Genomic DNA, 20,753 nt, shown 5'->3' with positions numbered 1-20,753 from the left:
CATGAGCTAGAGCCGGGACGCATTATAATCGGCCCGATGCATCGATTCATTGAGAATCGATCGACCACTGTTCCGCCTTCCGTCATGCCCAAAGAGAGAGCCAGCAAACCCGTTAAGCCTGCGTTGCGCAGCCGCAAATCTCCGCAGGGCTCGCCCACCGTGCAGGACGTCGCGCGTCTCGCGAAGGTGTCGGTCGGTTCGGTGTCGCGTGTGCTGAACGGCCGCGAGAATGTGGCGCCGGCCATTCAGGAGGCGGTGCGTGCCGCGGTGGCCGAGTTGAATTTCGTGCCGAACGTGGTGGCACGCAGCATGCGCAAAGGCAGTTCGAGCGCGATTGGCTGTCTGATTTCCGACATCACGCAGCACACCGCCGCACAGATGGTGAGCGCCGCCGAAGAGCGCCTGCGGGCAAGGGGTTTCGAGATTCTGATCGCCAATTCACATTACGATCTCGAGCGCGAGCGGGCCATTCTGTCGAGCCTGAAGCAACGCCGCATCGACGGATTCATCGGCGCGATTTCCGACGACGAGACGCCTTCCTATTTCAACTTCCTGCATACCCTGAATATGCCGGTCGTGCTGTGGGAGCGCGATGCCCAGGGCGAATTCAATTCGGTACTGACCGATCACGCCGACGGCTGTCGTCAGGCTGTGCGCTATCTCACGTCGCTCGGGCATCGCGCGATTGCGCTCGTGGCCGGCCACGAAAACACGTGGGTAGGCCGCGAGATGGTACGTGGTTATCTGGCCGCGTGCGAGGCCGCCGGCATCGCGCTCGATCCGGCGCTCGTGCTGCGCACCAGCGCCTTCAACAAGGACGTCTGCCGGGCGCTGCTCAGCGCTCCGCAGCCGCCTTCCGCGATCATCGCCACGCTGAACGACGTGGCCATCGTGCTTGAAGTCGTGCGGGAAACCGGGCTGTCGATCCCGGCAGACCTGTCGGTGATTTCCATCGGCGAGCACGAGTATTCCGGAATCGCGTCGCCGGCATTGACCGTGGTGACGCAAAACCCGCGCGACGTCGGCCGCGAAGCAGCGGACATGATGTTGCAACTGATCGACGGCAGCGCGCCGTCCGGCATCCGCCGCTCCAAACATCCCATGCGGATGATCGTGCGCGAGTCGTGCGGCGCGCCACGCAGTCCTGCCCGCCGCAAAAAGCGCTAGCCGGATCGATTCCCAGGGTTTGCCCGACCGCAAAGTTGCTTGACAGCGGATTTTTCGCCGCCGACATTGCGCAGAGACGGTAAATGAATCGATTCACCAAAAAACTCAGGGTGCGATATGAGCGACAGGAAAAACGGCTTACGGTCGGGGCAGGGCGAGAACGAGGAAGGCGGCCGTGCGGGCCGTCGGCGGTTTATGAAAACGGCGGGCGCGCTGGCCGGCGCGGTGGCGACGGGACTCGGTCTTGATGGCTGTGGAGATGGCGCGATCAGCGCCGCGTCCGCGCAAAGCGTGGGTGCGCAGATACCGGCGATCGTGCCGGCACAAACGACGCTTGTTGTGATGCATTATCAGACCGACATCCTGGGGCTCTTTCCATCTGTCGCGCCTACGCTGCTCGCCAACACGCGCAAGTTGTGCGATGCCGCGCGGGCCAAAGGCGTCAGCGTCTATTTCGCCAAGATCCAGTTCAGTCCAGGCTATCCGGAAGTCAGCCCGTTGAACAAGAACGGGCAAGGGCTCAAGCAACTCGGCCTTTTCATCAACGACAAAATCGCGCCGGAACTCGGCCAGCAGGCCAACGAACCGCTCATCATCGGGCATCGTGTCAGCGTGTTTTTCGGTACTGATCTGCAGGCACGGCTTTCCGCACAGGGTATCGATACGTTGATCATGGTCGGGATTGCGTCGACCGGCGTCATGCTGTCGTCGGTCGCCTATGCGAGCGACGCGGACTTCCGCCTGTACACCGTCAAGGATTGCTGTTACGACCCGGACCAGGTCGTGCATGATCATCTTTTTTCCACGGCATTCGATTCGCGCACCACGGTGCTGTCGCTCGCAGATGCCGCGTCGCTGCTCGCCTAGGTCCGCCGCAAAGCGCTCTGAACGCGCCAGCCAGGGTTTCCGATATTTTTAAAAAGTTGACTCGTCGCGCCAACCTGACTATTGTCTGTGAATCGATTCACTAAAACGCGTTGAGTTGCGCGGCATTGAAAAAGCAGAGGATTTCATGACTTTCAGCAACAGTCGACGACAACTGCTGCGCGCAGGCGCCGCAGGTATCGCGGGGCTTTCACTGCCGTTCGCATTCGAAGGCCGCGTCTTCGCGGCGCAAGCAGGGGTGCTCTCGGTCGCCATTCCGAGCAATCCGCAAACGCTCGATCCGATCAACCAGCCGAATCACGACGTGATGGCGATCAACCAGTTGATCTTCGAGAATCTGGTCGGCATCGACGCGCGCGGTCAGCGGGTGCCGCAACTGGCGCGCGCGTGGACGATTTCGCCGGACAAACTGACCTACACATTCGATCTGCAGCGCGGCGTGAACTTTCAGAACGGCCAGCCCTTCACTTCCGCCGACGTGAAATATAGCTTCGATTACGTGCTGAATCCCGCGAACAAGGCGTTCCGCCGTCCGTTCTGGACTGTGATCGAGTCGGTGAGCGCACCGGACGCGCACACCGCTGTGATCCGCCTCAAGCGTCCCTACCGGCCGTTGCTCGACTACATGTCGAAGTACATGGGTATTTTTCCGGCAGGCAGCCGCGAGCAGCACCCGGATGGCTACTTCAAGCAGACGCCGGTCGGTGTCGGCACTGGCCCGGCGATTTTCGTGCAGTCGAAAGCGAACGACTTCGTCGAGTTGAAGCGCAATCCGGCTTACTGGGGCAAAGGCGAGCCGCATTGGGACAAGATCGTGTTCCGCATCATTCCGGAAGAGTCGTCGCGGCTCGCGTCGCTGATGTCGGACCAGACGCAGATCATTAGTGCGCCGCCGGCCCAGACCTTTGCGCAGATCCGCACGTCGGCGGGCCTCGCGGGCGATAGCCGCGCATCGCCGACCAGCCCGCTGATGATGTGCCTGAACAACCGCAAGGCGCCGTTCGACGACCCGGCGTTTCGCCGTGCGGTTTCGCTTGTGCTGGACCGTGCCAAGATCTGCCGCGATCTGTGCTACGGCGCAGTGAAAGCGAGCAGCATGCCATTTGCGCCGGAGTCGTCGTGGTACGACGCTGGCTCGGCCGGAAGCCTGGCGTTCAATCTGGATCATGCGCGAGCGGCGTTGAAAAGCTCGAAGTACGCGAGTGGCGCGTCGTTCGATCTGCTGTACGTGCAGCCTGCGTATCTGATCGATACATCGTCGACAGCGCTTTTCATTCAGGCGCAACTGGCGTCGCTGGGTGTGCGCGTCAATCTGCGTCCGCTCGATTTCGGGCAGATGATCTCGCAGGTGCTGGTCGGTAACCACGCTGCGGCCTTGACCGGTTTCATCGCACCGCCGGAGCCGACGTATCTGCTCAATGCGCTGTTCCGGCCAACCGAAAGTCTCTGGAAAGCGAGCGGCTACGAGAGTGCCGAACTGCTGAAGCTGATCGACGACAGCTATCTGGTCGACGATCCGGCAGCGCTGAAGCCGATCCTCGCGAAGCTTCAGCAGGTGTTGGCGCGCGACTGTCCGGCCGTCTGGATCGGCGCGCTGGAAGTGCAGAACCTGTGGCGCAGCAACGTCAAGGATTTCCAGGTGAACACCGGCTTCTCGCTGATGCTCGACAACGTTTATCTCGCGAAGGCGTGAGGTGGATATGAAAGCCGTTTCAAGGCTGTTTTCGTCTGTGCTGGTGCTACTGGTGGTGAGCGCGTTGCTGTTCGCGATGTGTCGCGCGACACCCGTGTCGCCCGCGCGTCTGACGTTGGGCAGCGACGCAAGTGTCGAACAGATTGCCGCGTTCAATCATCAATATGGACTCGACCGGCCTGTCGCCGCGCAATACGGCACGTGGCTGAACGGTGCGCTCGCGCTCGATTTCGGCAAGTCGTACGTGACCGGCAACCCGATCGGGCCGCAGATCGCCGATACGTTGCCGAATACCGTCGAGCTCGTCACGCTGTCGTTCATCTTCACGATCGTCGTGTCGATCGTGCTCGGCACCGTGGCGGCACTGAAAGAGAACAGCGGCATGGACCATCTGCTGCGAGCTGTGGCGATCGTCGGTTTATCCGTACCGTCGTTCTGGCTGGGGCTGCTGCTGATCCGCTATGTCGCGCTCAAAACCGGGTGGTTTCCGGTGGGCGGCCTCACGCCCTGGTCGGATGGATCGGCGGCGCATCTGCTCGCGCTGGTGTTGCCCGTCCTGACGATGTCGGTGTACTACATCTCCGTGCTGAGCCGTCTGGTGCGGGCGAACATGGTTGACGCGCTCTCGCAGGATTATGTGCGAACCGCCAGAGCGCTCGGTTTGTCGCCGTCGCGTATTCGCCTGTATGCACTCAAGAACGCGTTGCCGTCGCTCGTGAGCACGGCCGCGATGAGTTACGGCTACATGTTCGGCTGGGCGTTGATCGTGGAACAGATTTTCAATCTGCCGGGCGTCTCGCGTGCGTTGCTCACGGCGATCTTCCAGCGCGACTATCCAACGGTGCAGGCCATCGTGCTCGTGATCACGACGATTTTCATCGCGTCGAACACGTGCGCCGACGTACTGCATGGTTATCTCGACCCGAAGGCGAACAGAACATGATGGCTGATTCATCGCTACCCAACGTGCACCGCAAGCCACCTGTGCTCGGCGCATGGCTCGCATCGGCCGGCCGGTTGCTGCGCGCGCTGATGCATGAACCGGCTGGTGCTATCGGTCTCGTAACGATCGTGCTGCTGGGCGTGATTGCATTGTGCGCGCCGTGGCTGCCCTTGAAGGATCCGCTGCAGCTCTATATCGAACATCGTCTGGAAGCGCCGAGCGCGGCATTCTGGCTCGGTACCGATCAGGTGGGCCGTGACATTCTGAGCCGCACGATATGGGGCGCTCGCGCGTCGCTGTCCATCGGACTGTGCGCAGTCGCGATCGGCCTCGTGCTCGGCACGGGCATCGGCCTCGTGGCCGGCTACAAATCCGGCTCATGGCTCGACGAAACGCTGATGAAAGTGATGGAAGTGCTCGCGTCGATTCCGCTCTTGATCTGGGCGATCGCGCTCGTCGGCATTACCGGCACTGATACGCTGCGTGTCGGATTACTCGCCATTTCGAATGAAACCAAGCTCGTGCTGCTGATCGGCGTGCTGTACGCGCCGGGTCTTGCGCGGCTCACCCATAGTCTCGCGAAGGCGGAGTCGCAAGCGGAGTATGTCGCCGCACGGGTTCTGCAAGGCGCGAGCGAGGCGCGCATCATGTTCTCCGACGTTTTGCCCAACATCATCTCGCCGGTGCTGATCCAGGCGTCGCTGCTGCTCGGCGTGACGATCATCGTGGAAGCGTCGCTCAGTTTCATCGGACTCGGTGTGCAACCGCCGACGCCGAGTTGGGGCGCGATGCTCTCCGACGCGCGCGCACTGATTTTCACCGACAACTGGTGGGTGTCGGTGTTTCCGGGCGCGGCGGTGTTCGTCAGCGTGCTCGCCTTCAATCTGTTCGGCGACTCGATGCGCACCATTCTCGATCCGCGGCGGCGCAATGCGCATGCGGCGAATGTGCCGGGAGCGTCGCTATGAGCGAAGCGCTTCTGTCGATCGAAAACCTGCGCGTCACTTTCGGTTCGGGCAAGACGCAGACCGAAGTGTTGCATGGACTCGATTTGCACGTGGGACGTGGCGAGGCGGTCGGTCTCGTCGGCGAATCGGGTTCGGGCAAGAGTGTCGCGTCGCTGGCGGTGCTCGGGTTGCTTGGCAACGCGGGGCGTATCAGCGGCGGCCGGATCGTGCTCGACGGCGAAGACCTGGGCCGTGCTTCGGAGGCGCGTATGCGGGCATTGCGTGGACGGCGCGTCTCCATGATCTTCCAGGATCCGGCGACAGCGCTCAACCCTGCCTTCACGATCGGCGCGCAACTCGCCGACGTGATCCGCGCCCACCGTCCGCTGCGCGGCCGCGCGATCCGCGACGAAGTGCATGGCGTGCTCGAACGCGTCGGTTTCAAAGACCCGCGCACCACGGAGTGCGCGTATCCGCACGAACTGAGCGGCGGCATGAAACAACGCGCGATGATTGCCGCCGCGATTGTCTGTGAACCGGCGCTGCTGCTCGCGGACGAGCCCACCACCGCGCTCGACGTGACCGTGCAGGCGCAGATCGTCGAGTTACTGCGAACGCTGGTGGACGAGATGGATCTCGGCCTCGTGTTCATCACGCACAACCTCGACCTGATGGCGGAACTGTGTTCACGCGCCGTCGTGCTGAAGCAGGGGTGCGTGGTCGAAGCCGGCTCGGTGGAGGATATCTTTCTGCGGCCTTCGCACGACTACACGCGGCATCTGATCGCGAGCATTCCGCGTTTGCCGGTTACGCGTGCTACGGGCCGTCATCAACCTGAGGAGACGCGCGATGTCCGTTAGTGTGCCGAACGCCGCTCTCGCCACGCAGCCGATCTTCGCGCTGCAGGCGGTCGGCAAATCCTATGCGCTGGCGCGTTCGCCGCTCGAGCGCATGTTCAACCGGCGCCGCTTTCATGCGGTGTCGGGCGTGAGTCTCGAGGTGGCGAAGGGCGACGCGCTCGCTATCGTCGGCGAAAGCGGCAGCGGCAAATCGACTGTCGCGCGCATGATGGTCGGCCTCACCGCGCCGACTTCCGGCTCGATCTGTTTCAGAGGCGACGCGTTGAACACGATGACGCGAGCGCAGAACGCGACGTTTCGCCAGCGTGTCCAGATGGTGTTCCAAAGCACGACGAACTCGCTGAACCCGCGCAAGACGATTGCCACGACGCTGGCGGAAGCGATCGGCAACGACGGCGTGCCGGTGCGCCAGTTGCTCGACATGGTGCGGCTGCCGGCATTCGTGCTGGCGCGCTATCCGCATCAGTTATCGGGCGGCCAGCGCCAACGCGTGGGCATCGCACGGGCGCTCGCGCGCCGTCCGGAACTGGTCGTTGCCGATGAACCCACTTCCGCGCTCGACGTATCGATCCAGGCGGAGATCATCCGGCTGCTGCGCGATCTCCACCAGAGCGCCGGTGTCTCGCTGGTCGTGATCAGCCACGATCTGGCGCTGGTCGGCGAGTTGTGCCAGCGGGTGGTGGTGATGCGAGAAGGGCGCGTCGTCGAAGCGGGAGCCGTGGATCAGGTGCTGTTCGAACCACGCGAGCGCTACACGACGGAGTTGCTGGCGGCGATCCCGAAAGGCATTGGCCGGCTGCAAGAAAGGCGATCTGAGCAGTAAAGAAGAAGATCCGGGTCAAGCAGTGAGCGGGCCCACCTTGGGATTTTTTTAACCTATGGTGAATCGATTCATTTGCTATCATCAATCGATCGCTAGCCGACCGGGGCGTCGCGATTTCTTGTTTGGAGAAGAGCGGTGAAGGAAAAGTTATTCATCATGGCGGCTCTGCTGGGCGGGAGCGGTTTCGTTCATGCGCAGAGTTCCGTCACGCTGTACGGGATCATCAACGAGGCCATCACCTACTCGTCGAACCAGGGCGGCCATAGCGCCGTGCAGTTGACCGGCAACGGCGAGTACGGCAGCCGCTGGGGGCTGCGAGGCGCCGAAGACCTCGGCGGCGGCACCAAGGCGATCTTCACGCTGGAGAACGGCTTTAACCCGGTCAACGGCGCGCTCGGTCAGAACAACCGCATGTTCGGCCGCCAGGCGTTCGTGGGTTTTTCGAATCCTGACTACGGCACGCTGACGTTCGGCCGCCAGTACGACGCGATTGTCGGCACCTTGCAGACGATGACGTCCAACGGCGCGTGGGGCGGCGTGATGTTTTCGCATCCGTACGACAACGACAATACCGACGACTATCTGCGCGTCAATAACTCGATCAAATACGTCTCGCCGAACTTCAAGGGCTTCACCGGCACCGCGATGTACGCCTTCAGCAACGCGCCCGGCGCCTTTGCGAACAATCGCATGTGGTCGGTAGGCGGCATCTATTCGCTGGGCGCATTTTCGATTGCGGCCGCCTATTCGCTCTATGACGAACCCGGCGTGAACACCACTGCGAACGTGAACACCAACGGTGCCATCACCTGCTGTGATGCGCCGATTACGTCCAAACGGGAGCAGATTGCGGGCATCGGTGCCTCGTATGTGATCGGACCGGCCAAGCTGAGTCTGATGTACAGCAACGCGATCTACAACGACGTGGGCACGACGTTGACGAGCGGCATCAACTACCGCTTCAACAACTATGAAGCGAATGCGCGCTTCACCCTCGATCCGACGCTGTTTTTCGGCATGGCCTACACGTACACGAGCGACAACATCACCGGCGGTCCGGGCGGACCCACGCAGGTGCACTGGCACCAGGTCAATCTGCTGGTCGACAAGTTTCTCTCCAAGCGGACCTCCATCTACACGGAAGTGATCTATCTGCGCGCGGCTGGTGGCGGCTTCCCGCGACCTACGGGCGGTCCATTGCCGGCGACTTCTAACGGCATGCTGGCCTCGCAGATTCAGACCATGCTGCCCTCGTCGGGACAGAACCAGGCGGTGGTCAGCGTCGGACTCGTGCACAAGTTCTAGCAGCACTGCTTTTACCGGCGCAAACCGGCAACGCGTTTGCGCCGCATCGACTAACAAGTAAGGTGTGTAATGACTGAAAGACTTTACCGGGCCGGTGTCGATATCGGTGGGACCTTCACTGATATCGTCGTGATCGGCGATGACGGCGTGATTCATACGAGGAAGGTTTCGTCCACGCCTCAGGACTATGGCATCGCGATCGTCGCGGGCTTGCAGGCATTGCTGGCCTCGCTCGACGCACAACCGCGCCAGATAACCGAACTGATTCATGCAACCACTGTCGCCACGAATACCGTGCTTGAAGGCAAAGGCGCGCGCACCGCGCTGATCACCACGCGCGGTTTTCGCGACGTGGTCGAGATTGGCCGCCTGCGTGTGCCGATGCTCTACAACCTCGCGTATCAGAAACCGGAGCCGCTCGCGAAACGCCGGCACCGCTACGAGGTCGACGAGCGGCTATTGGCCGACGGTTCGATCGACACGCGGCTCGACGATGCGCAGGTGCTGGACATCGCGCAACGTATCGCCGACGAGAAAATCGAAGCGGTAGCAATCAGTCTGATTCATGCGTATGCGAATCCCGATCACGAGATCCGTATTCGCGATCTGCTGCGCAACGTGTTGGGGGACGCCGTCTACCTGACCTGCTCACATGAAATCCTGCCGGAGATCCGCGAGTACGAACGCACCAGCACGACCGTCGTCAATGCGTATCTCGGACCGGTGGTAGTCAGCTATCTGCATTCGCTGATCGACAAGCTACGCGGCATCGGCATGACCGGTCCCGTGCAGATCATGCATTCGAACGGCGGCGTGATGAGCGCGGCCATGGTCATGCAGAAGCCGGCGACGATCATCGAGTCCGGTCCGGCGGCCGGTGTGATCGCGGGTGCCTCGGTGGCGGCCGCGTCGGGTTACGCCGATTGCATTACGGTGGACATGGGTGGCACCACGGCGAAGGCGGCCATCATCGAGAAGGGTGAGCCGGCGCGCACGACAGAGTACGAGGTTGGTGCGGGCATCAACGTCAGCAGCAAGCTCGTGAAGGGCGGCGGCCACGCGGTGAAGCTCCCGTTCATCGACGTCTCGGAGATCGGCGCCGGCGGCGGCAGTCTGGTGCGTATCGACGCGGGCGGCCTCGTCAAGGTCGGCCCGGATTCGGCGGGCTCGGTGCCCGGGCCTGTGTGCTACGACGCGGGCGGCACTATTCCGACGCTCACGGACGCCGTGCTGACGCTCGGCTATCTGAATCCGGAGTTCCTTGCCGGCGGGGAGTTGCGCATCAACCAGCAGAGGTCGCTCGAAGCAATGCGCACGCAGATCGCCGAGCCTACGCACACGGATCTGTACGAAGCCGCCTATGGCGTCTTCTCGATTGCGGCTTCCACGATGACGCGCGCAGTGAAAGCCGTGTCGACGTATCGTGGCCGCGACCCGCGCGAGTTCGCCTTGTTCGCCTTCGGCGGCAACGGGCCGGTCATTGTCCACGCGATCGCCGAATTGCTCGACATGAAGACGGTGATCGTGCCGCCGAGCCCTGGCGTGTTCAGCGCGCTCGGCCTGCTGTTCTCGTCGACGCAACATGAATTCATGCAGACGATGTTCTGCCGCCTCGATCACTCCGCCGCGATGGAGTTGGGTAATGTTCTCGAAGACCTGGTGGCACGCGCCACTGCGGATATGACGGCCGAGGGCAATGCCTTCGACGATATCGCTGTGACATGTGCGCTGGATTTGCGCTACACGGGTCAGGCTTACGAGTTGACTGTGCCGATCGAATGGCGTGCCGGTCAGCCGCTCGACATCCCGCCGATTGCTGCCGCGTTTCATGCGGAACACGAACGCACCTACGGGCACGCGTCCGCGGACGAGGTTATCGAGCTCGTCAATCTGCGCGCGGTCGGTTCGCTGCGCTCGCAGAAAGACCGCGCCTACGACGCGCAACGCGCCGGTGGCAGCCGGGCGAGCTCGCCAGGCACGCGCGTGCCGGTGCTGCGCCGGGCGTATTTTGGCAAGACCCACGGTTTTATCGACACCCCGGTGATCTCGCGCGCCGATTTGCGCGCCGCGCCGATGAGCGGCCCGTTGATTGTCGAAGAGTACGACTCGACCTGCGTCGTGCCGCCGAATGCCGGCGCGCGCGTCGATGCCCACGAAAACATTGTCATCACGTTTCTGGAGCAATCCGCATGAATACCCAGCAGGCCGCTTCAGCGGGCACCGACGCCATCACACTCGAAATCGTCAAGAACGCGCTCGGCTCGATCGCTGACGAAATGGCGCTTGTCGTGCTACGCACTGCCTATTCGCCGATCGTGCGCGATTCGATGGACTTCTCCACCGCGGTGTTCGACTGCGCCGGCCGCGTGATCGCGCAGGGCCTGACCTTGCCGATTCACCTCGGCGCGTTTCCGGCCGCGATGGATAACGTAGTGAGCCGCTTCGGCACGGCCGGCAAGCCCGGCGACATCTACATCATGAACGACCCCTACACGTCGGGCGGCATGCATCTGCCGGACGTGTATCTGATTCAGCCCGTGTTTTACGAGTCGCGTATCGAAGGCTATGTTGCGACCATCGTCCACCACGCCGATATCGGCGGCATGGCGCCGGGCAGCATGGCGATCGGCGCGACGGAAATCTATCAGGAAGGTCTGCGGATTCCGTTGATGAAGCTGTGCGATGCAGGCGCTGTCAACGACGCGCTCGTCACGCTGCTGGAGACGAACTCGCGCATGCCGGGTCAATTGCGCGGCGATCTGCGCGCGCAGGTGGCCTCGTGCAAGGCCGGTGAGCGGGGGCTCGTGCAGTTGCTCGACAAATACGGCGCGGACGGTTTCGGACGGCTGGTCGAAGCGCTGCACGATTACGCGGAGCGCCTGACGCGCCAGGCTATCAGCACGATGCCGAACGGTGAATACCGTTACGAGGATTTCATCGACGGCCTGGGCGATATGCCCGTGCCGATCGCGTTTCGCGTCAAGGTCACCGTGGCGGACGACACGGTCAGCATCGACTGGACTGGGACTGACGCGCAGGTGCAGGGCGCGATCAACGGTCCGTTCGCGACCACGCAATCGGTCGCGTACGCGGCGGTGCGTTGTGCGATTGGTGTCGATGTGCCGAACTGTGAGGGGTTTTCGCGGCCCGTGCACGTGTACGCGGAAAGCGGCTCGATTGTGAATCCGGTGGAACCGGCGGCATGCGCGGCGCGCGGGATCATCGCTTACCGCATGTTCGATGTGTTGCAAGGCGCGTTCGCGCAGATCGTGCCGGATACGATTCCGGCGCTCGGTGAGGGCGGTCCGTCGGTCGTGTCGATTTCGGGCCGTAGCTCGGATGGCAAGGGCGGCGGGCGCGGCAACTGGTTGATTACCGACGGCGTTCTCGGCAGTTGGGGCGGTGGTCGTACCGACGGCTGCGAAGGCATTGCGAATCCACTCGGCAATCTGTCGAACCAGCCGGTCGAATTGATCGAGGCGCGTCTGCCGCTCAAGATCACCGAGTATGGATTCGTTACCAACTCCGGCGGCGCGGGCCGGCATCGCGGCGGCCTTGCAATGCGCCGCGCTTATGAATTGCGCAGCGACCACGCGTTGCTCGGACTGCGCTCGGACCGGCGCGCACATCGGCCGTCGGGCTCGCACGGCGGCCTGAGCGGATCGCCGTCGCTCAATCTGCTGACCCGCGACGGTCAAAGCACGTTGCTGCCGACCATGCCGAGCACGGTGACCGCACTTCGCAAGGGCGATCGTTTCTGCCATATCGCGGCGGGCGGCGCAGGTCATGGAGATCCGTTGACACGTTCGCCGCAGGCCGTGCGCGAGGACGTGCTTGACGATCGCATCACGGAGCAGCTGGCGCGTGAAGTGTATGGCGTCGTGCTCGAAGGCGCGGGGCGCGGCGTCGACGAGCACCGCACCGCCGAGATGCGGGGGCTTCTCCAGACGCTTTCCTGGCAGGAGCGCGTCGCGAGGCAGGAGGCGCTGTTTCTGCAATCGACCGGCGCCGATGCTACGGCTATCGGCAAACTACTCTGACCACGACAGGGGCTTTGACTATGTCCGCTTCAATCCCTGAGTCAGTCCTCGATACTCAACGTGTGCGCTTGCTGCGTCCCAGTTGGGCCGAGCTCGACTATGGCGCCATCGCGGCGAATCTGGCCGTCGCGCGTGAGCAGGTGGGACGAACCACCAAAATCTACTTCGTTTGCAAGGGCGACGGATTCGGGTTCGGTGCCGCGAAGGTTGCGCAGTTGGCGGCGCAAGCGGGTGTCGATGGCTTTTGCGTCGGTAGCCCGGAAGAGGGCGTCGCGATTCGCAACGCGGGCATCGATCGCGACATTCTGCTGTTTGCCTCGACCTTGCCGGAGGATGCGGCGCAGGTTGCCGCGTTGGGACTGACGGTGACGATCCAGAGTCACGAAAGTCTGCGCGCGTTTGTCGATGCCGGCGTAGCGGTCGATGCATTCCTCGAGATCGACCCGGGCTTCGGGCGCTTCGGTTTTCTGCCGTCGCAATGGCAAGCCGCGTTCGACGCACTGCGCGCTCAGTCGACAGTGCGGCTCAAAGGCGTGTACACGCATCTGAGTTCGCCGGAGAGCGATGACGTGACGCGTAATCAGGCCGGCGTGTTCGATGCCGCGCTGGCCGACGCACGCGCCGCGGGATTCGATAACGTCATGACGATGCTGGCGAGTTCACGGGTGATGCTCGCGCATCCGCATCTGGCGTATCAGGCGGTCGACCCTGGTCGGCTTCTCTACGGAGCGCTCGACGCGGACTGGATGGCGCGTGCGCCGCTGCGGCCGATGTTGCGCGCGGTACGTGGGCGCATCATTCACGTTCAGGAGCATCCGGCTGGATCGGTCTTGGGGATTGGCTATGCGGAACCGATCCGGCTAGAACGCCGTGTGCGGATCGGTGTCGTGCCGATCGGTTTCTGGGATGGACTGAATCACGTGCCGCCGCTTGGCCGCGTGATAGTGCACGGACAGGAGGCTTGTATTCTTGGGCGCCGTTCGTTCCAGCATACCGTGGTCGACATCACGGAGAATGAGCAGGCCCGGACTGGAAGTGTCGTGACGTTGCTGGGACAGGACGGCGACCAGACGATAACGATCGACGAACTGGCAGCATCGCTGCGGCTGCCCGTCATGGAACTGATTCCGCGGTTAGTGAGGAGCTTGCCTCACCTTGACACCGAAGTGACGGATGTGCCGGGCAATGACGGATGTGTCTGTCGCTCATCCAACTGAATCGAATGGCCGTTGTGCATTAGAACTTGCGGGCGAAGGCGCGTTGACTCGAATGACGGCATTGGCCGATGACCGGGCAGCAGGTCCAAAGGCGAATGACCGCTGCGCCTCCGGACGAAACGAAAGGCGGCCCTGGAGCCACGTGGCGAGGCAAGGGGCGACACGGGTCGGTCGGGCGCGTCGATATTGCCAATGCCGTGATAACCCGCCGTGTCACCGCAACCGCTTCTTGGCATTAGCTGTGGAATCGGCAGGGCCGGGCAGCGTCCCCGGATTCTCGGCAATTCCGGTCGTTCATGCCTTGCTCGACGCAGTTGTTTCGCAGCGACCGTTTTCGTGCAGTTTCGAATCGTCAATGGCGATCCGCACTCGAAATAGAGCGGGGTGATTGCTCCACGCTCGCACCGACATCAAGAACGAACCGTTCCGGCCGAGCCAACCTTCGAGGCAACAAGGAAACCTGTTGCGACGACAGTCCTTGTTTCGGAGAAGGCGCTGACGCTGACCTTGCTGCGCGGTCGCCCAACTGCGGTTTTCTGAATCTTGTCGTGGTCGAACGCGACCCACACGCCTGAGTAATGGCTGATCAAGGTTGGACCAGGCGACTTCCACCACGTTGATGTCAGCCATCTTGCCATTGCTTTCTGACAGTTCCTTCTGGGTGACCAGGCGTCAGTGGACGTATGGTCAGCCATTGGCCACTTTGCGCTCGCCACAAGGCGCCTTGTTCCTGCGGCGCAGTTCATCTGTGGTTTCGCCGCCGCCGTCCGGCAGCCAGCCAGGCGGCTGGAGAATGTGATTGATCGCCGTCCACACGTTCTTTGCCTTCACTACGTCCCGCACCAGTGTCGCCCAGTGCTCGAACTCGACGACGAACGGATTGCGCGAGGTGGTCGGCGTGACGAGACCGTAACGGCAAGGTTCGTCGGCGCGCTCCTCAACGTAGGTGCCGAACAGCCGGTCGAAGATAATCAATACGCCGCCGTAGTTCGCATCCAGATAATCGACATTCGATGCATGGTGCACGCGGTGCGAGGATGGCGTATTGAAAACATACTCAAGCCAGCCGAGCTTCGGAATCCACGTGGTATGCAGCCAGAATTGATACATGAGGTTGATGAAGAGCGTCAGCAGTACGACTTCAGGACGCACGCCGAGCCATACGAGCGGCGCGAAGAAGATCGCCGAGCCCGACAGCTTGCCCGTCACGCCGAGCCGGTACGCGGTGGAAAGGGTCAACTGGTTAGGCGAGTGGTGCACAGCGTGCGTCGCCCAGAAGAACCGGATGCGATGCGATGCCCGGTGATACCAGTAGTAGCAGAATTCCTGGCCGATGAAGAGCGTGAGCACCATCAGAGCGCTGTTCAGTTCTACGGTGAAGATGCGATGCTCCCATGCCAGGGCAAATATGGGGGTTGCGAGCGAGAGCGGCAGCAGCGCGAGCAGCTTGCGCCCGACAACATCGGCGAGCGAAAGCCACACTTCGTGCCATGCGAATGGCGTGTCGGTTATGCGATTTTTCCGGCTAAGCCAGACAGCTTCGACCAGCGACACGGCGATGACGAAAGCTGTGACGTAAAGCGTGAATTTTCCAAGTGATTCCATGACGATGCCCTAACGGTAGTGGCGGAAGCTATCGTCTGCGGTGAAAGGGTGTGTCAGTGCATCGCATCCGATACCGACACATTAGCCATGGGTGCCATAACAGTCTATGTGGAAGTTATTTCACCGTATGTCGTGGGACGTGGAGCCTTGCCACGCGATGAAAGTCGGGCCCAGACACATGGAGCCTGGTCCTTTGACACGGTAGTGACAATCACAGGACCGCACGGTGTCTAGGGCAGGTCAAACTGTGCTGTCGGAACCGTAGCTACCAAGATGCTCAGTCCCGCTAGCAGGCGTAACCGGAGCCGCTTGTCCAGGCCGTTTTTTATCTACGCGCCCTCGTTCGAGATGACAACCTTCAAGGCCCGCGAATGCACCGCATCGGAGAACGTAGTGTAGGCATCCATGATCCGGTCCAGCGTGAAGCGGTGCGTGACCAGCTTCTTCGGTTCAAGGCGTTTCGACGCCACAGTTGAAAGCAGCATGGGCGTGGTGTACGTATTCACCAGGCCGGTTGTCAACGTGATGTTGTGTGACCAGAGCCGCTCCAGGTGCAGGTCCACCTTCGTGCCATGCACGCCTATATTCGCGATCGTTCCGCCCGCGCCGACGATGGACTCGCAGATGGCAAATGTCGCCGGAAGACCGACTGCCTCGATGGACACATCCACACCGCGGTTGATCGTCAGCGCCATGACCTGTTCGACGGAATTTCCTGCGGCGCTGTTGACGAGGTCTGTCGCACCGAACTGCTTCGCGACTTCCAGCCGGTTGTCGTCGAGATCGATGACGATGATCTGGGCGGGCGCGTAGAACTGAGCTGTCATTAGTGCGGCAAGACCGACTGGCCCCGCCCCCACGATGGCAACGCTCTGACCCGGCTTGAGCTTGCCGTTGAGGATCCCGCATTCAAAGCCCGTCGGCAGGATGTCGCTGAGCATCACGAGAGCCTCCTCATCGGCGCCGGCGGGCATGTGATAAAGGCTCGAGTCGGCATGTGGGATGAGGACCTTCTCGGCCTGCGTACCGTCAATGAGATGCCCGAGAAGCCACCCACCTGTCGTGCAATGGGAATACATCTGCCGTCGGCAGAATTCACATTTTCCGCAAGAACTGATGCATGAGATCAACACCAGGTCGCCGATCATGAAGTTGGACACGGCGTTGCCGACGGCTTCGATGACGCCGACGCCCTCATGACCGAGCGTCGTGCCGGGCCGCACTTTCGGGACGTCGCCTTTCAGAATGTGCAGGTCTGTGCCACAGATCGTCGTCTTCGTGATGCGCACAATCGCATCCGTCGGCTTCGCGATTGTCGGTTCCGGCCTGTCTTCGAGCGCCTTCTGGCCCGGACCATGGAATACCAATGCTTTCATGACCACCTCCATTGCGATGCATCCTCGGACATCGGCGGGCGCCTGGTCTGCGCGGCTTTAGCCATGCGACGCGGCAAGGTAACTATGAATCTGATACACCACAGCCGCGCCTTCACCGACGGCGGCCGCGACACGCTTAATCGAGCCCGAGCGAACGTCACCGATCGCGAACACGCCGTCGACGCTAGTCCGTAATGGTGACGCCGCAAGGCCCGCTTCGGGAAGGTCAGTGCCAGTTAAGACGAACCCTTTGTCGTCCAACGACACGCCGCATGTCTCCAACCAGCTTGAATTCGGTTCGGCGCCCACGAACACGAACAGATGATGTGCTGTCATCGTCCCCTCGATGCCGCCCGCACCGCGGAAATGCACGCGCTCAAGGCGTTCGCCCCCTTCAAGCGCTGTCAGTTCGGTGCGCCTATGAACCGTCACGTTCTCCAGCGCGGCAACGCGCTCGATCAGATAGCGCGACATGCTCTTTTCGAGGCTCGATCCGCGGATGAACATATGGACGTGCTCCGCGTGCGACGCGAGAAACACGACCGCCTGTCCCGCGGAGTTGCCGCCGCCCACGAGCAGCACCGGTTCTTTGCGGCAAAGCCTCGCCTCGATCGGCGAGGCCCAGAAATAGACGCCGCGGGATTCGAAGCGCGCGAGCCCTTCGACACCGAAACGCCGGTACTCCGCGCCGCTCGCGATCACGACGGTACGGGTGGTGATGCGCCGCGCGTCGGCAAGCTCCAGGACGAGCGGGTGCCGGTCGCAGTACAGCCTCTTGACCTCACATGGAATACCGAGATGCGCGCCGAACTTTTGCGCCTGGGCGAACGCGCGGCTCGCCAGCGCATGTCCGGAGATCCCGGTGGGAAACCCCAGGTAATTCTCAATGCGCGAACTCGTACCGGCCTGACCGCCAGGCGCCCGGCCGTCGAAAGTCGCCACCGATAGTCCTTCGGATGCGGCATAGACAGCCGTCGCCAGCCCCGCCGGTCCGGCACCGACGATCGCGACATCGTAGACGTGAGTTGGATCGAACTCGGGAATGAGTGCGAGGCACGACGCCAGTTGGCCCTCGTCGGGGTTTCTTAGCATCGTGCCGTTGGGGCACAGGACGAGCGGGAAATCGTCGGGCTGCGTCGTCAGCCGCTTGAGTAGCGCGATGGCTTCGGCATCGCTGTCGGCATCGATCGTCGTCTGCGGACAGCCATTGCGGAGAAGGAAATCCTGCAAGGCGACGAGCCGCGCGTTACCGGGCGGTCCGACGAAAACGACGCCCTGCCCGCGTTCGATGATCAAGGCACGCCTCAAGATCAACGCACGCATGATTTTTTCGCCGAGTTCGGCTTCGCTCATCATCATCGCGGTGAGTCCGTCGGGCCGCAGCAAAAGCGCTTCGACATCCTCGATGACGTGCGCGTCGAGCAAGGCGGGCTTGCGCGAGAGCTGTGCGACATCGGAGGTGAACTCGCCATACCCCGTATGAGTCCGTACTACGCGCTCGCGGCCCAGGCCGTCGCGTCCGACGATCCGAACCTTACCTGAAAGCAGGACGAACACACCCGGGCTGATGCTTCCGGCGCGATAGAGCAATTCACCCACTGCGTGGTGACAACGGTTGCCAAAACGCCGCAGCCTGTCGACCTCGACCTGGGTCAGGACCGGAAACATCTGCTGGAAACGCGGATGGTCGCGCACACTCGGATCGTCGGTCAGCTCGCCCTCCTGCGCGCGCTGCGCGTCGTCCAGTGGCTCGCAAACGAGCGCGCTGCCTGGCGACACTGACTCGTTGTCCATCTGAGATTTACCTCGCAACACCCTACACTCATGGATCACTGCACGGAAGCCGTGGACGCCGGCTTCGTCACGGCATCGGCCATCGCTCATAGTTGCCATGCTCAAAACGCAGCGTTCGGCGCACACTCCAGGCGATTTCCAGCATCAACGAAGTCATGGCTGACTGGGTCGCCCCTATGCGTGAGGCCGGCAAGGTTATATTCCCGCAGCGGCTTCGTACGAAGCAGATCGTGAAGAATGCACTGCCTGCTCGCATCGATAACAGCCTCAGGATGGCGTTCGACGCGGCATGTATCTTATGCCGGTCCAAGGCGGCGCACACTACCGCCCGATATCGCTTCGTCGCTCATCGCTACTTCTCCTCCAGCGAGGGCGGTGGCGCCGCCACCTGGCCGACCGTCGGCTCTACAAGCGTGGCGAGAGACCTTATAGCGTGCCGGCTTGGCCTGCAAGCTGGCCAATGTAGTAACCGAGCCGATTTTCGACATCTCCCGGCTTGTGGAATCCACGCGCCAGCAGTGCCTTGATGTTCTTCTGCGCGGCGGGGCGCCCCAGCGACGCCATGCACGCGTCCCACCCTGCGCCGAGTTCGACGTCTGGCGGCAGGCTGGTGTTGACAAGGCGCTTGGTGTTGGCGATGGCCCACTTGTCAAACCTGGAAATGCGAGTCGCTAGCGCGTCCACGAATGCGTCGAGATCGGCATCAGGCAGTGAACGGTTCACGTAGCCATACGCCTCGGCCTGAGCACCACTGATGTCCTCCGAGCCCAGCAGCACTTCAAGCGCGCGGTTACGGCCGATAAGCTGGGGCAGTCGGGCCATAGGGCCGCCGCCAGCGACCATCCCCACACCCACCTCCCATTGCGAAAGGATAGTCTTTTCGCGACTGGCGAAACTCATGTCGCAGGCGAGCGTGATCTCGCTGCCGTTGCCCGTCGCCCGGCCGCGGATGAGGGCGATGGAGACGACGGGCGCGCGCGTCAGGCGTACAAGGAAGTCGGGCCACTGCGGCAGGCCTGTAGGCCCGGGCGGCATGGCCGTCAGGTCCGCGAGCCCGGCGGCGAAATCCGCGTGATTCAGAAAATAGCCGTCTACCGCACTTTCGAAGACCACCACTCTGACATGCTCGTCGGCTTCTAGCGCGTTGATGAGTTCGTGGAATTGCCCGACCATCGGCGGGCCCATCACGTTGATCGGCGGGTGGTCGATCGTGACACGCCAACAGGCCGGGGAGTGCCGTGCAACCTTAAGTTGAGTTGGGGTTGTCGTCGCATTCATGATGGGACTCCTGTCACCGACAGATGCGCGCGGGCGCCTTGGCCGCGCCGGAACAGAACTAGGCCTGCAGAACCTTGAGCAGTTCCCTGGCGGTCGGACCGGATGAGGCCGGGTTCTGACCGGTGATCAGCCGTCCGTCGACAATAGTGAACACGCCCCAGTTTTCCACCTTTTCAAAGTGGCCGCCCAGGCGCTTGAGTTCATCTTCGACGAGAAAGGGCATCACCTTGGTCAGGCCGACGGCTTCTTCCTCATCATTGGTAAAGCAGGTGACGCGCTTTCCCTTGACGAGAGGCTGTCCCTCGTAGGTCGCCTTGAGCAGGACACAAGGGTCATGACAGACGGCGGCGACCGGCTTGCCGGCGTTGTAGAAATCCTCGATCAAGGCGATCGAGTTTTTGTCATTGGTCAGATCCCACATCGGGCCATGGCCACCGGCGTAGAAAATCGTATCGTAGTCGGCGGCCTTGACGTCGGCGAGCTTGACGCTGTTGGCCAACACCTTCTGGGTCGCAGGATCTTTCTTGAAGCGGAGCATCGAGTCGGTCTGATTGTCGGGGTCGTCGCTTCTGGGATCGATCGGTGGATGGCCACCCTTGGGTGAGGTCACGGTGACCTCCACATCGGCATCCGTGAACGCATAGTAGGGCGCCGTGAATTCTTCGAGCCAGAAGCCGGTCGGCTTGCCGGTATCTCCAAGCACGTTGTGCGAAGTCAAAACCAACAGGATTTTCATTGCAGTCTCCGTTCATTGAGGCCAGTGTCTAAACGCGGCTTCGCCGCAGGGCATGCTTGAGATGAAAGTCGTTGCTCGGAGCAG

General features: G+C 62.1%; 16 protein-coding genes. 11 read left to right on the top strand and 5 right to left on the bottom strand.

Translation table 11 applies throughout. From position 1 onward, the window contains the following. Positions 1 to 84 precede the first annotated feature (84 nt). The 11 genes from P0D73_RS34805 to alr all read left to right on the top strand — a co-directional run bounded on the left by P0D73_RS34805 (position 85) and on the right by alr (position 13,880). Positions 85 to 1,167, top strand: coding sequence for a LacI family DNA-binding transcriptional regulator (locus P0D73_RS34805; protein ID WP_132380955.1), 1,083 nt, complete (start codon positions 85 to 87; stop codon positions 1,165 to 1,167). Positions 1,168 to 1,362: 195 nt separating this feature from the next. Then, the gene (locus tag P0D73_RS34800; protein ID WP_408320274.1) at positions 1,363 to 2,034 is read left to right on the top strand and encodes a cysteine hydrolase family protein; all 672 of its coding nucleotides are present in this window, start codon (positions 1,363 to 1,365) and stop codon (positions 2,032 to 2,034) included. Positions 2,035 to 2,179: 145 nt separating this feature from the next. Continuing rightward, positions 2,180 to 3,745, top strand: coding sequence for an ABC transporter substrate-binding protein (locus tag P0D73_RS34795; protein ID WP_408320256.1), 1,566 nt, complete (start codon positions 2,180 to 2,182; stop codon positions 3,743 to 3,745). A 7-nt stretch (positions 3,746 to 3,752) separates the two neighbouring features. After that, the gene (locus tag P0D73_RS34790) at positions 3,753 to 4,688 is read left to right on the top strand and encodes an ABC transporter permease (protein WP_408320258.1); all 936 of its coding nucleotides are present in this window, start codon (positions 3,753 to 3,755) and stop codon (positions 4,686 to 4,688) included. After that, entirely contained in the window at positions 4,685 to 5,656 is a 972-nt protein-coding gene (locus P0D73_RS34785) for an ABC transporter permease (protein WP_408320260.1), read from the top strand. Before P0D73_RS34790 ends, P0D73_RS34785 begins: the two co-directional genes overlap by 4 nt. Next, positions 5,653 to 6,495: an ATP-binding cassette domain-containing protein gene (locus P0D73_RS34780; RefSeq protein WP_408320262.1), complete on the top strand. Its 843-nt coding sequence runs from the start codon at positions 5,653 to 5,655 to the stop codon at positions 6,493 to 6,495. Before P0D73_RS34785 ends, P0D73_RS34780 begins: the two co-directional genes overlap by 4 nt. Continuing rightward, on the top strand, positions 6,485 to 7,318 hold the full coding sequence (locus P0D73_RS34775) for an ABC transporter ATP-binding protein (RefSeq protein WP_408320264.1): 834 nt from the start codon (positions 6,485 to 6,487) through the stop codon (positions 7,316 to 7,318). Before P0D73_RS34780 ends, P0D73_RS34775 begins: the two co-directional genes overlap by 11 nt. Positions 7,319 to 7,453: 135 nt before the next feature. Then, positions 7,454 to 8,623, top strand: coding sequence for a porin (locus tag P0D73_RS34770; protein WP_408320266.1), 1,170 nt, complete (start codon positions 7,454 to 7,456; stop codon positions 8,621 to 8,623). A gap of 69 nt (positions 8,624 to 8,692) precedes the next feature. Then, the gene (locus P0D73_RS34765) at positions 8,693 to 10,816 is read left to right on the top strand and encodes a hydantoinase/oxoprolinase family protein (RefSeq protein ID WP_408320268.1); all 2,124 of its coding nucleotides are present in this window, start codon (positions 8,693 to 8,695) and stop codon (positions 10,814 to 10,816) included. Then, positions 10,813 to 12,663 carry a hydantoinase B/oxoprolinase family protein gene (locus P0D73_RS34760; RefSeq protein WP_408320270.1) on the top strand — a complete coding sequence of 617 codons (1,851 nt, stop codon included), beginning with the start codon at positions 10,813 to 10,815 and terminating at the stop codon, positions 12,661 to 12,663. The genes P0D73_RS34765 and P0D73_RS34760 overlap by 4 nt, the downstream gene beginning before the upstream one ends. 20 nt (positions 12,664 to 12,683) lie before the next feature. Further along, positions 12,684 to 13,880 (top strand): alanine racemase, encoded by a 1,197-nt coding sequence (alr, locus tag P0D73_RS34755; protein WP_408320272.1) that lies wholly within the window; start codon positions 12,684 to 12,686, stop codon positions 13,878 to 13,880. 687 nt (positions 13,881 to 14,567) lie between these two features. On the opposite strand, the gene P0D73_RS34750 is transcribed toward alr, so the two are convergent. From P0D73_RS34750 to P0D73_RS34730, 5 genes are all read right to left on the bottom strand, one after another. Further along, positions 14,568 to 15,485 carry a sterol desaturase family protein gene (locus P0D73_RS34750; RefSeq protein WP_132380034.1) on the bottom strand — a complete coding sequence of 306 codons (918 nt, stop codon included), beginning with the start codon at positions 15,483 to 15,485 and terminating at the stop codon, positions 14,568 to 14,570. Between the two features lie 329 nt (positions 15,486 to 15,814). Beyond that, positions 15,815 to 16,861 carry a zinc-dependent alcohol dehydrogenase family protein gene (locus P0D73_RS34745; protein ID WP_408290571.1) on the bottom strand — a complete coding sequence of 349 codons (1,047 nt, stop codon included), beginning with the start codon at positions 16,859 to 16,861 and terminating at the stop codon, positions 15,815 to 15,817. A gap of 57 nt (positions 16,862 to 16,918) precedes the next feature. Continuing rightward, on the bottom strand, positions 16,919 to 18,655 hold the full coding sequence (locus P0D73_RS34740; RefSeq protein ID WP_408290569.1) for an FAD-dependent oxidoreductase: 1,737 nt from the start codon (positions 18,653 to 18,655) through the stop codon (positions 16,919 to 16,921). A 426-nt stretch (positions 18,656 to 19,081) separates the two neighbouring features. After that, complete coding sequence (locus P0D73_RS34735) at positions 19,082 to 19,933, bottom strand: enoyl-CoA hydratase/isomerase family protein (RefSeq protein ID WP_408290565.1); 852 nt, start codon at positions 19,931 to 19,933, stop codon at positions 19,082 to 19,084. Positions 19,934 to 19,991: 58 nt separating this feature from the next. Beyond that, the gene (locus P0D73_RS34730) at positions 19,992 to 20,669 is read right to left on the bottom strand and encodes a type 1 glutamine amidotransferase domain-containing protein (protein ID WP_408434909.1); all 678 of its coding nucleotides are present in this window, start codon (positions 20,667 to 20,669) and stop codon (positions 19,992 to 19,994) included. Positions 20,670 to 20,753: the final 84 nt, after the last annotated feature.

Origin of the sequence: Paraburkholderia sp. RL18-101-BIB-B (genome assembly GCF_046026985.1) — a bacterium.
Taxonomy (GTDB): domain Bacteria; phylum Pseudomonadota; class Gammaproteobacteria; order Burkholderiales; family Burkholderiaceae; genus Paraburkholderia.
Note: the sequence above shows the minus strand (reverse complement) of the source record. Positions and strands in the feature narration are given on the sequence as shown.

Excerpts from the sequence above, each read along its gene's own strand:
- P0D73_RS34805 (WP_132380955.1), top strand. The coding sequence starts at position 85 with ATGCCCAAAGAGAGAGCCAGCAAACCCGTTAAGCCTGCGTTGCGCAGC.
- P0D73_RS34800 (WP_408320274.1), top strand. The coding sequence starts at position 1,363 with ATGAAAACGGCGGGCGCGCTGGCCGGCGCGGTGGCGACGGGACTCGGT.
- P0D73_RS34795 (WP_408320256.1), top strand. The coding sequence starts at position 2,180 with ATGACTTTCAGCAACAGTCGACGACAACTGCTGCGCGCAGGCGCCGCA.
- P0D73_RS34790 (WP_408320258.1), top strand. The coding sequence starts at position 3,753 with ATGAAAGCCGTTTCAAGGCTGTTTTCGTCTGTGCTGGTGCTACTGGTG.
- P0D73_RS34785 (WP_408320260.1), top strand. The coding sequence starts at position 4,685 with ATGATGGCTGATTCATCGCTACCCAACGTGCACCGCAAGCCACCTGTG.
- P0D73_RS34780 (WP_408320262.1), top strand. The coding sequence starts at position 5,653 with ATGAGCGAAGCGCTTCTGTCGATCGAAAACCTGCGCGTCACTTTCGGT.
- P0D73_RS34775 (WP_408320264.1), top strand. The coding sequence starts at position 6,485 with ATGTCCGTTAGTGTGCCGAACGCCGCTCTCGCCACGCAGCCGATCTTC.
- P0D73_RS34765 (WP_408320268.1), top strand. The coding sequence starts at position 8,693 with ATGACTGAAAGACTTTACCGGGCCGGTGTCGATATCGGTGGGACCTTC.
- P0D73_RS34760 (WP_408320270.1), top strand. The coding sequence starts at position 10,813 with ATGAATACCCAGCAGGCCGCTTCAGCGGGCACCGACGCCATCACACTC.
- alr (WP_408320272.1), top strand. The coding sequence starts at position 12,684 with ATGTCCGCTTCAATCCCTGAGTCAGTCCTCGATACTCAACGTGTGCGC.
- P0D73_RS34750 (WP_132380034.1), bottom strand. The coding sequence starts at position 15,485 with ATGGAATCACTTGGAAAATTCACGCTTTACGTCACAGCTTTCGTCATC.
- P0D73_RS34745 (WP_408290571.1), bottom strand. The coding sequence starts at position 16,861 with ATGAAAGCATTGGTATTCCATGGTCCGGGCCAGAAGGCGCTCGAAGAC.
- P0D73_RS34740 (WP_408290569.1), bottom strand. The coding sequence starts at position 18,655 with ATGGACAACGAGTCAGTGTCGCCAGGCAGCGCGCTCGTTTGCGAGCCA.
- P0D73_RS34735 (WP_408290565.1), bottom strand. The coding sequence starts at position 19,933 with ATGAATGCGACGACAACCCCAACTCAACTTAAGGTTGCACGGCACTCC.
- P0D73_RS34730 (WP_408434909.1), bottom strand. The coding sequence starts at position 20,669 with ATGAAAATCCTGTTGGTTTTGACTTCGCACAACGTGCTTGGAGATACC.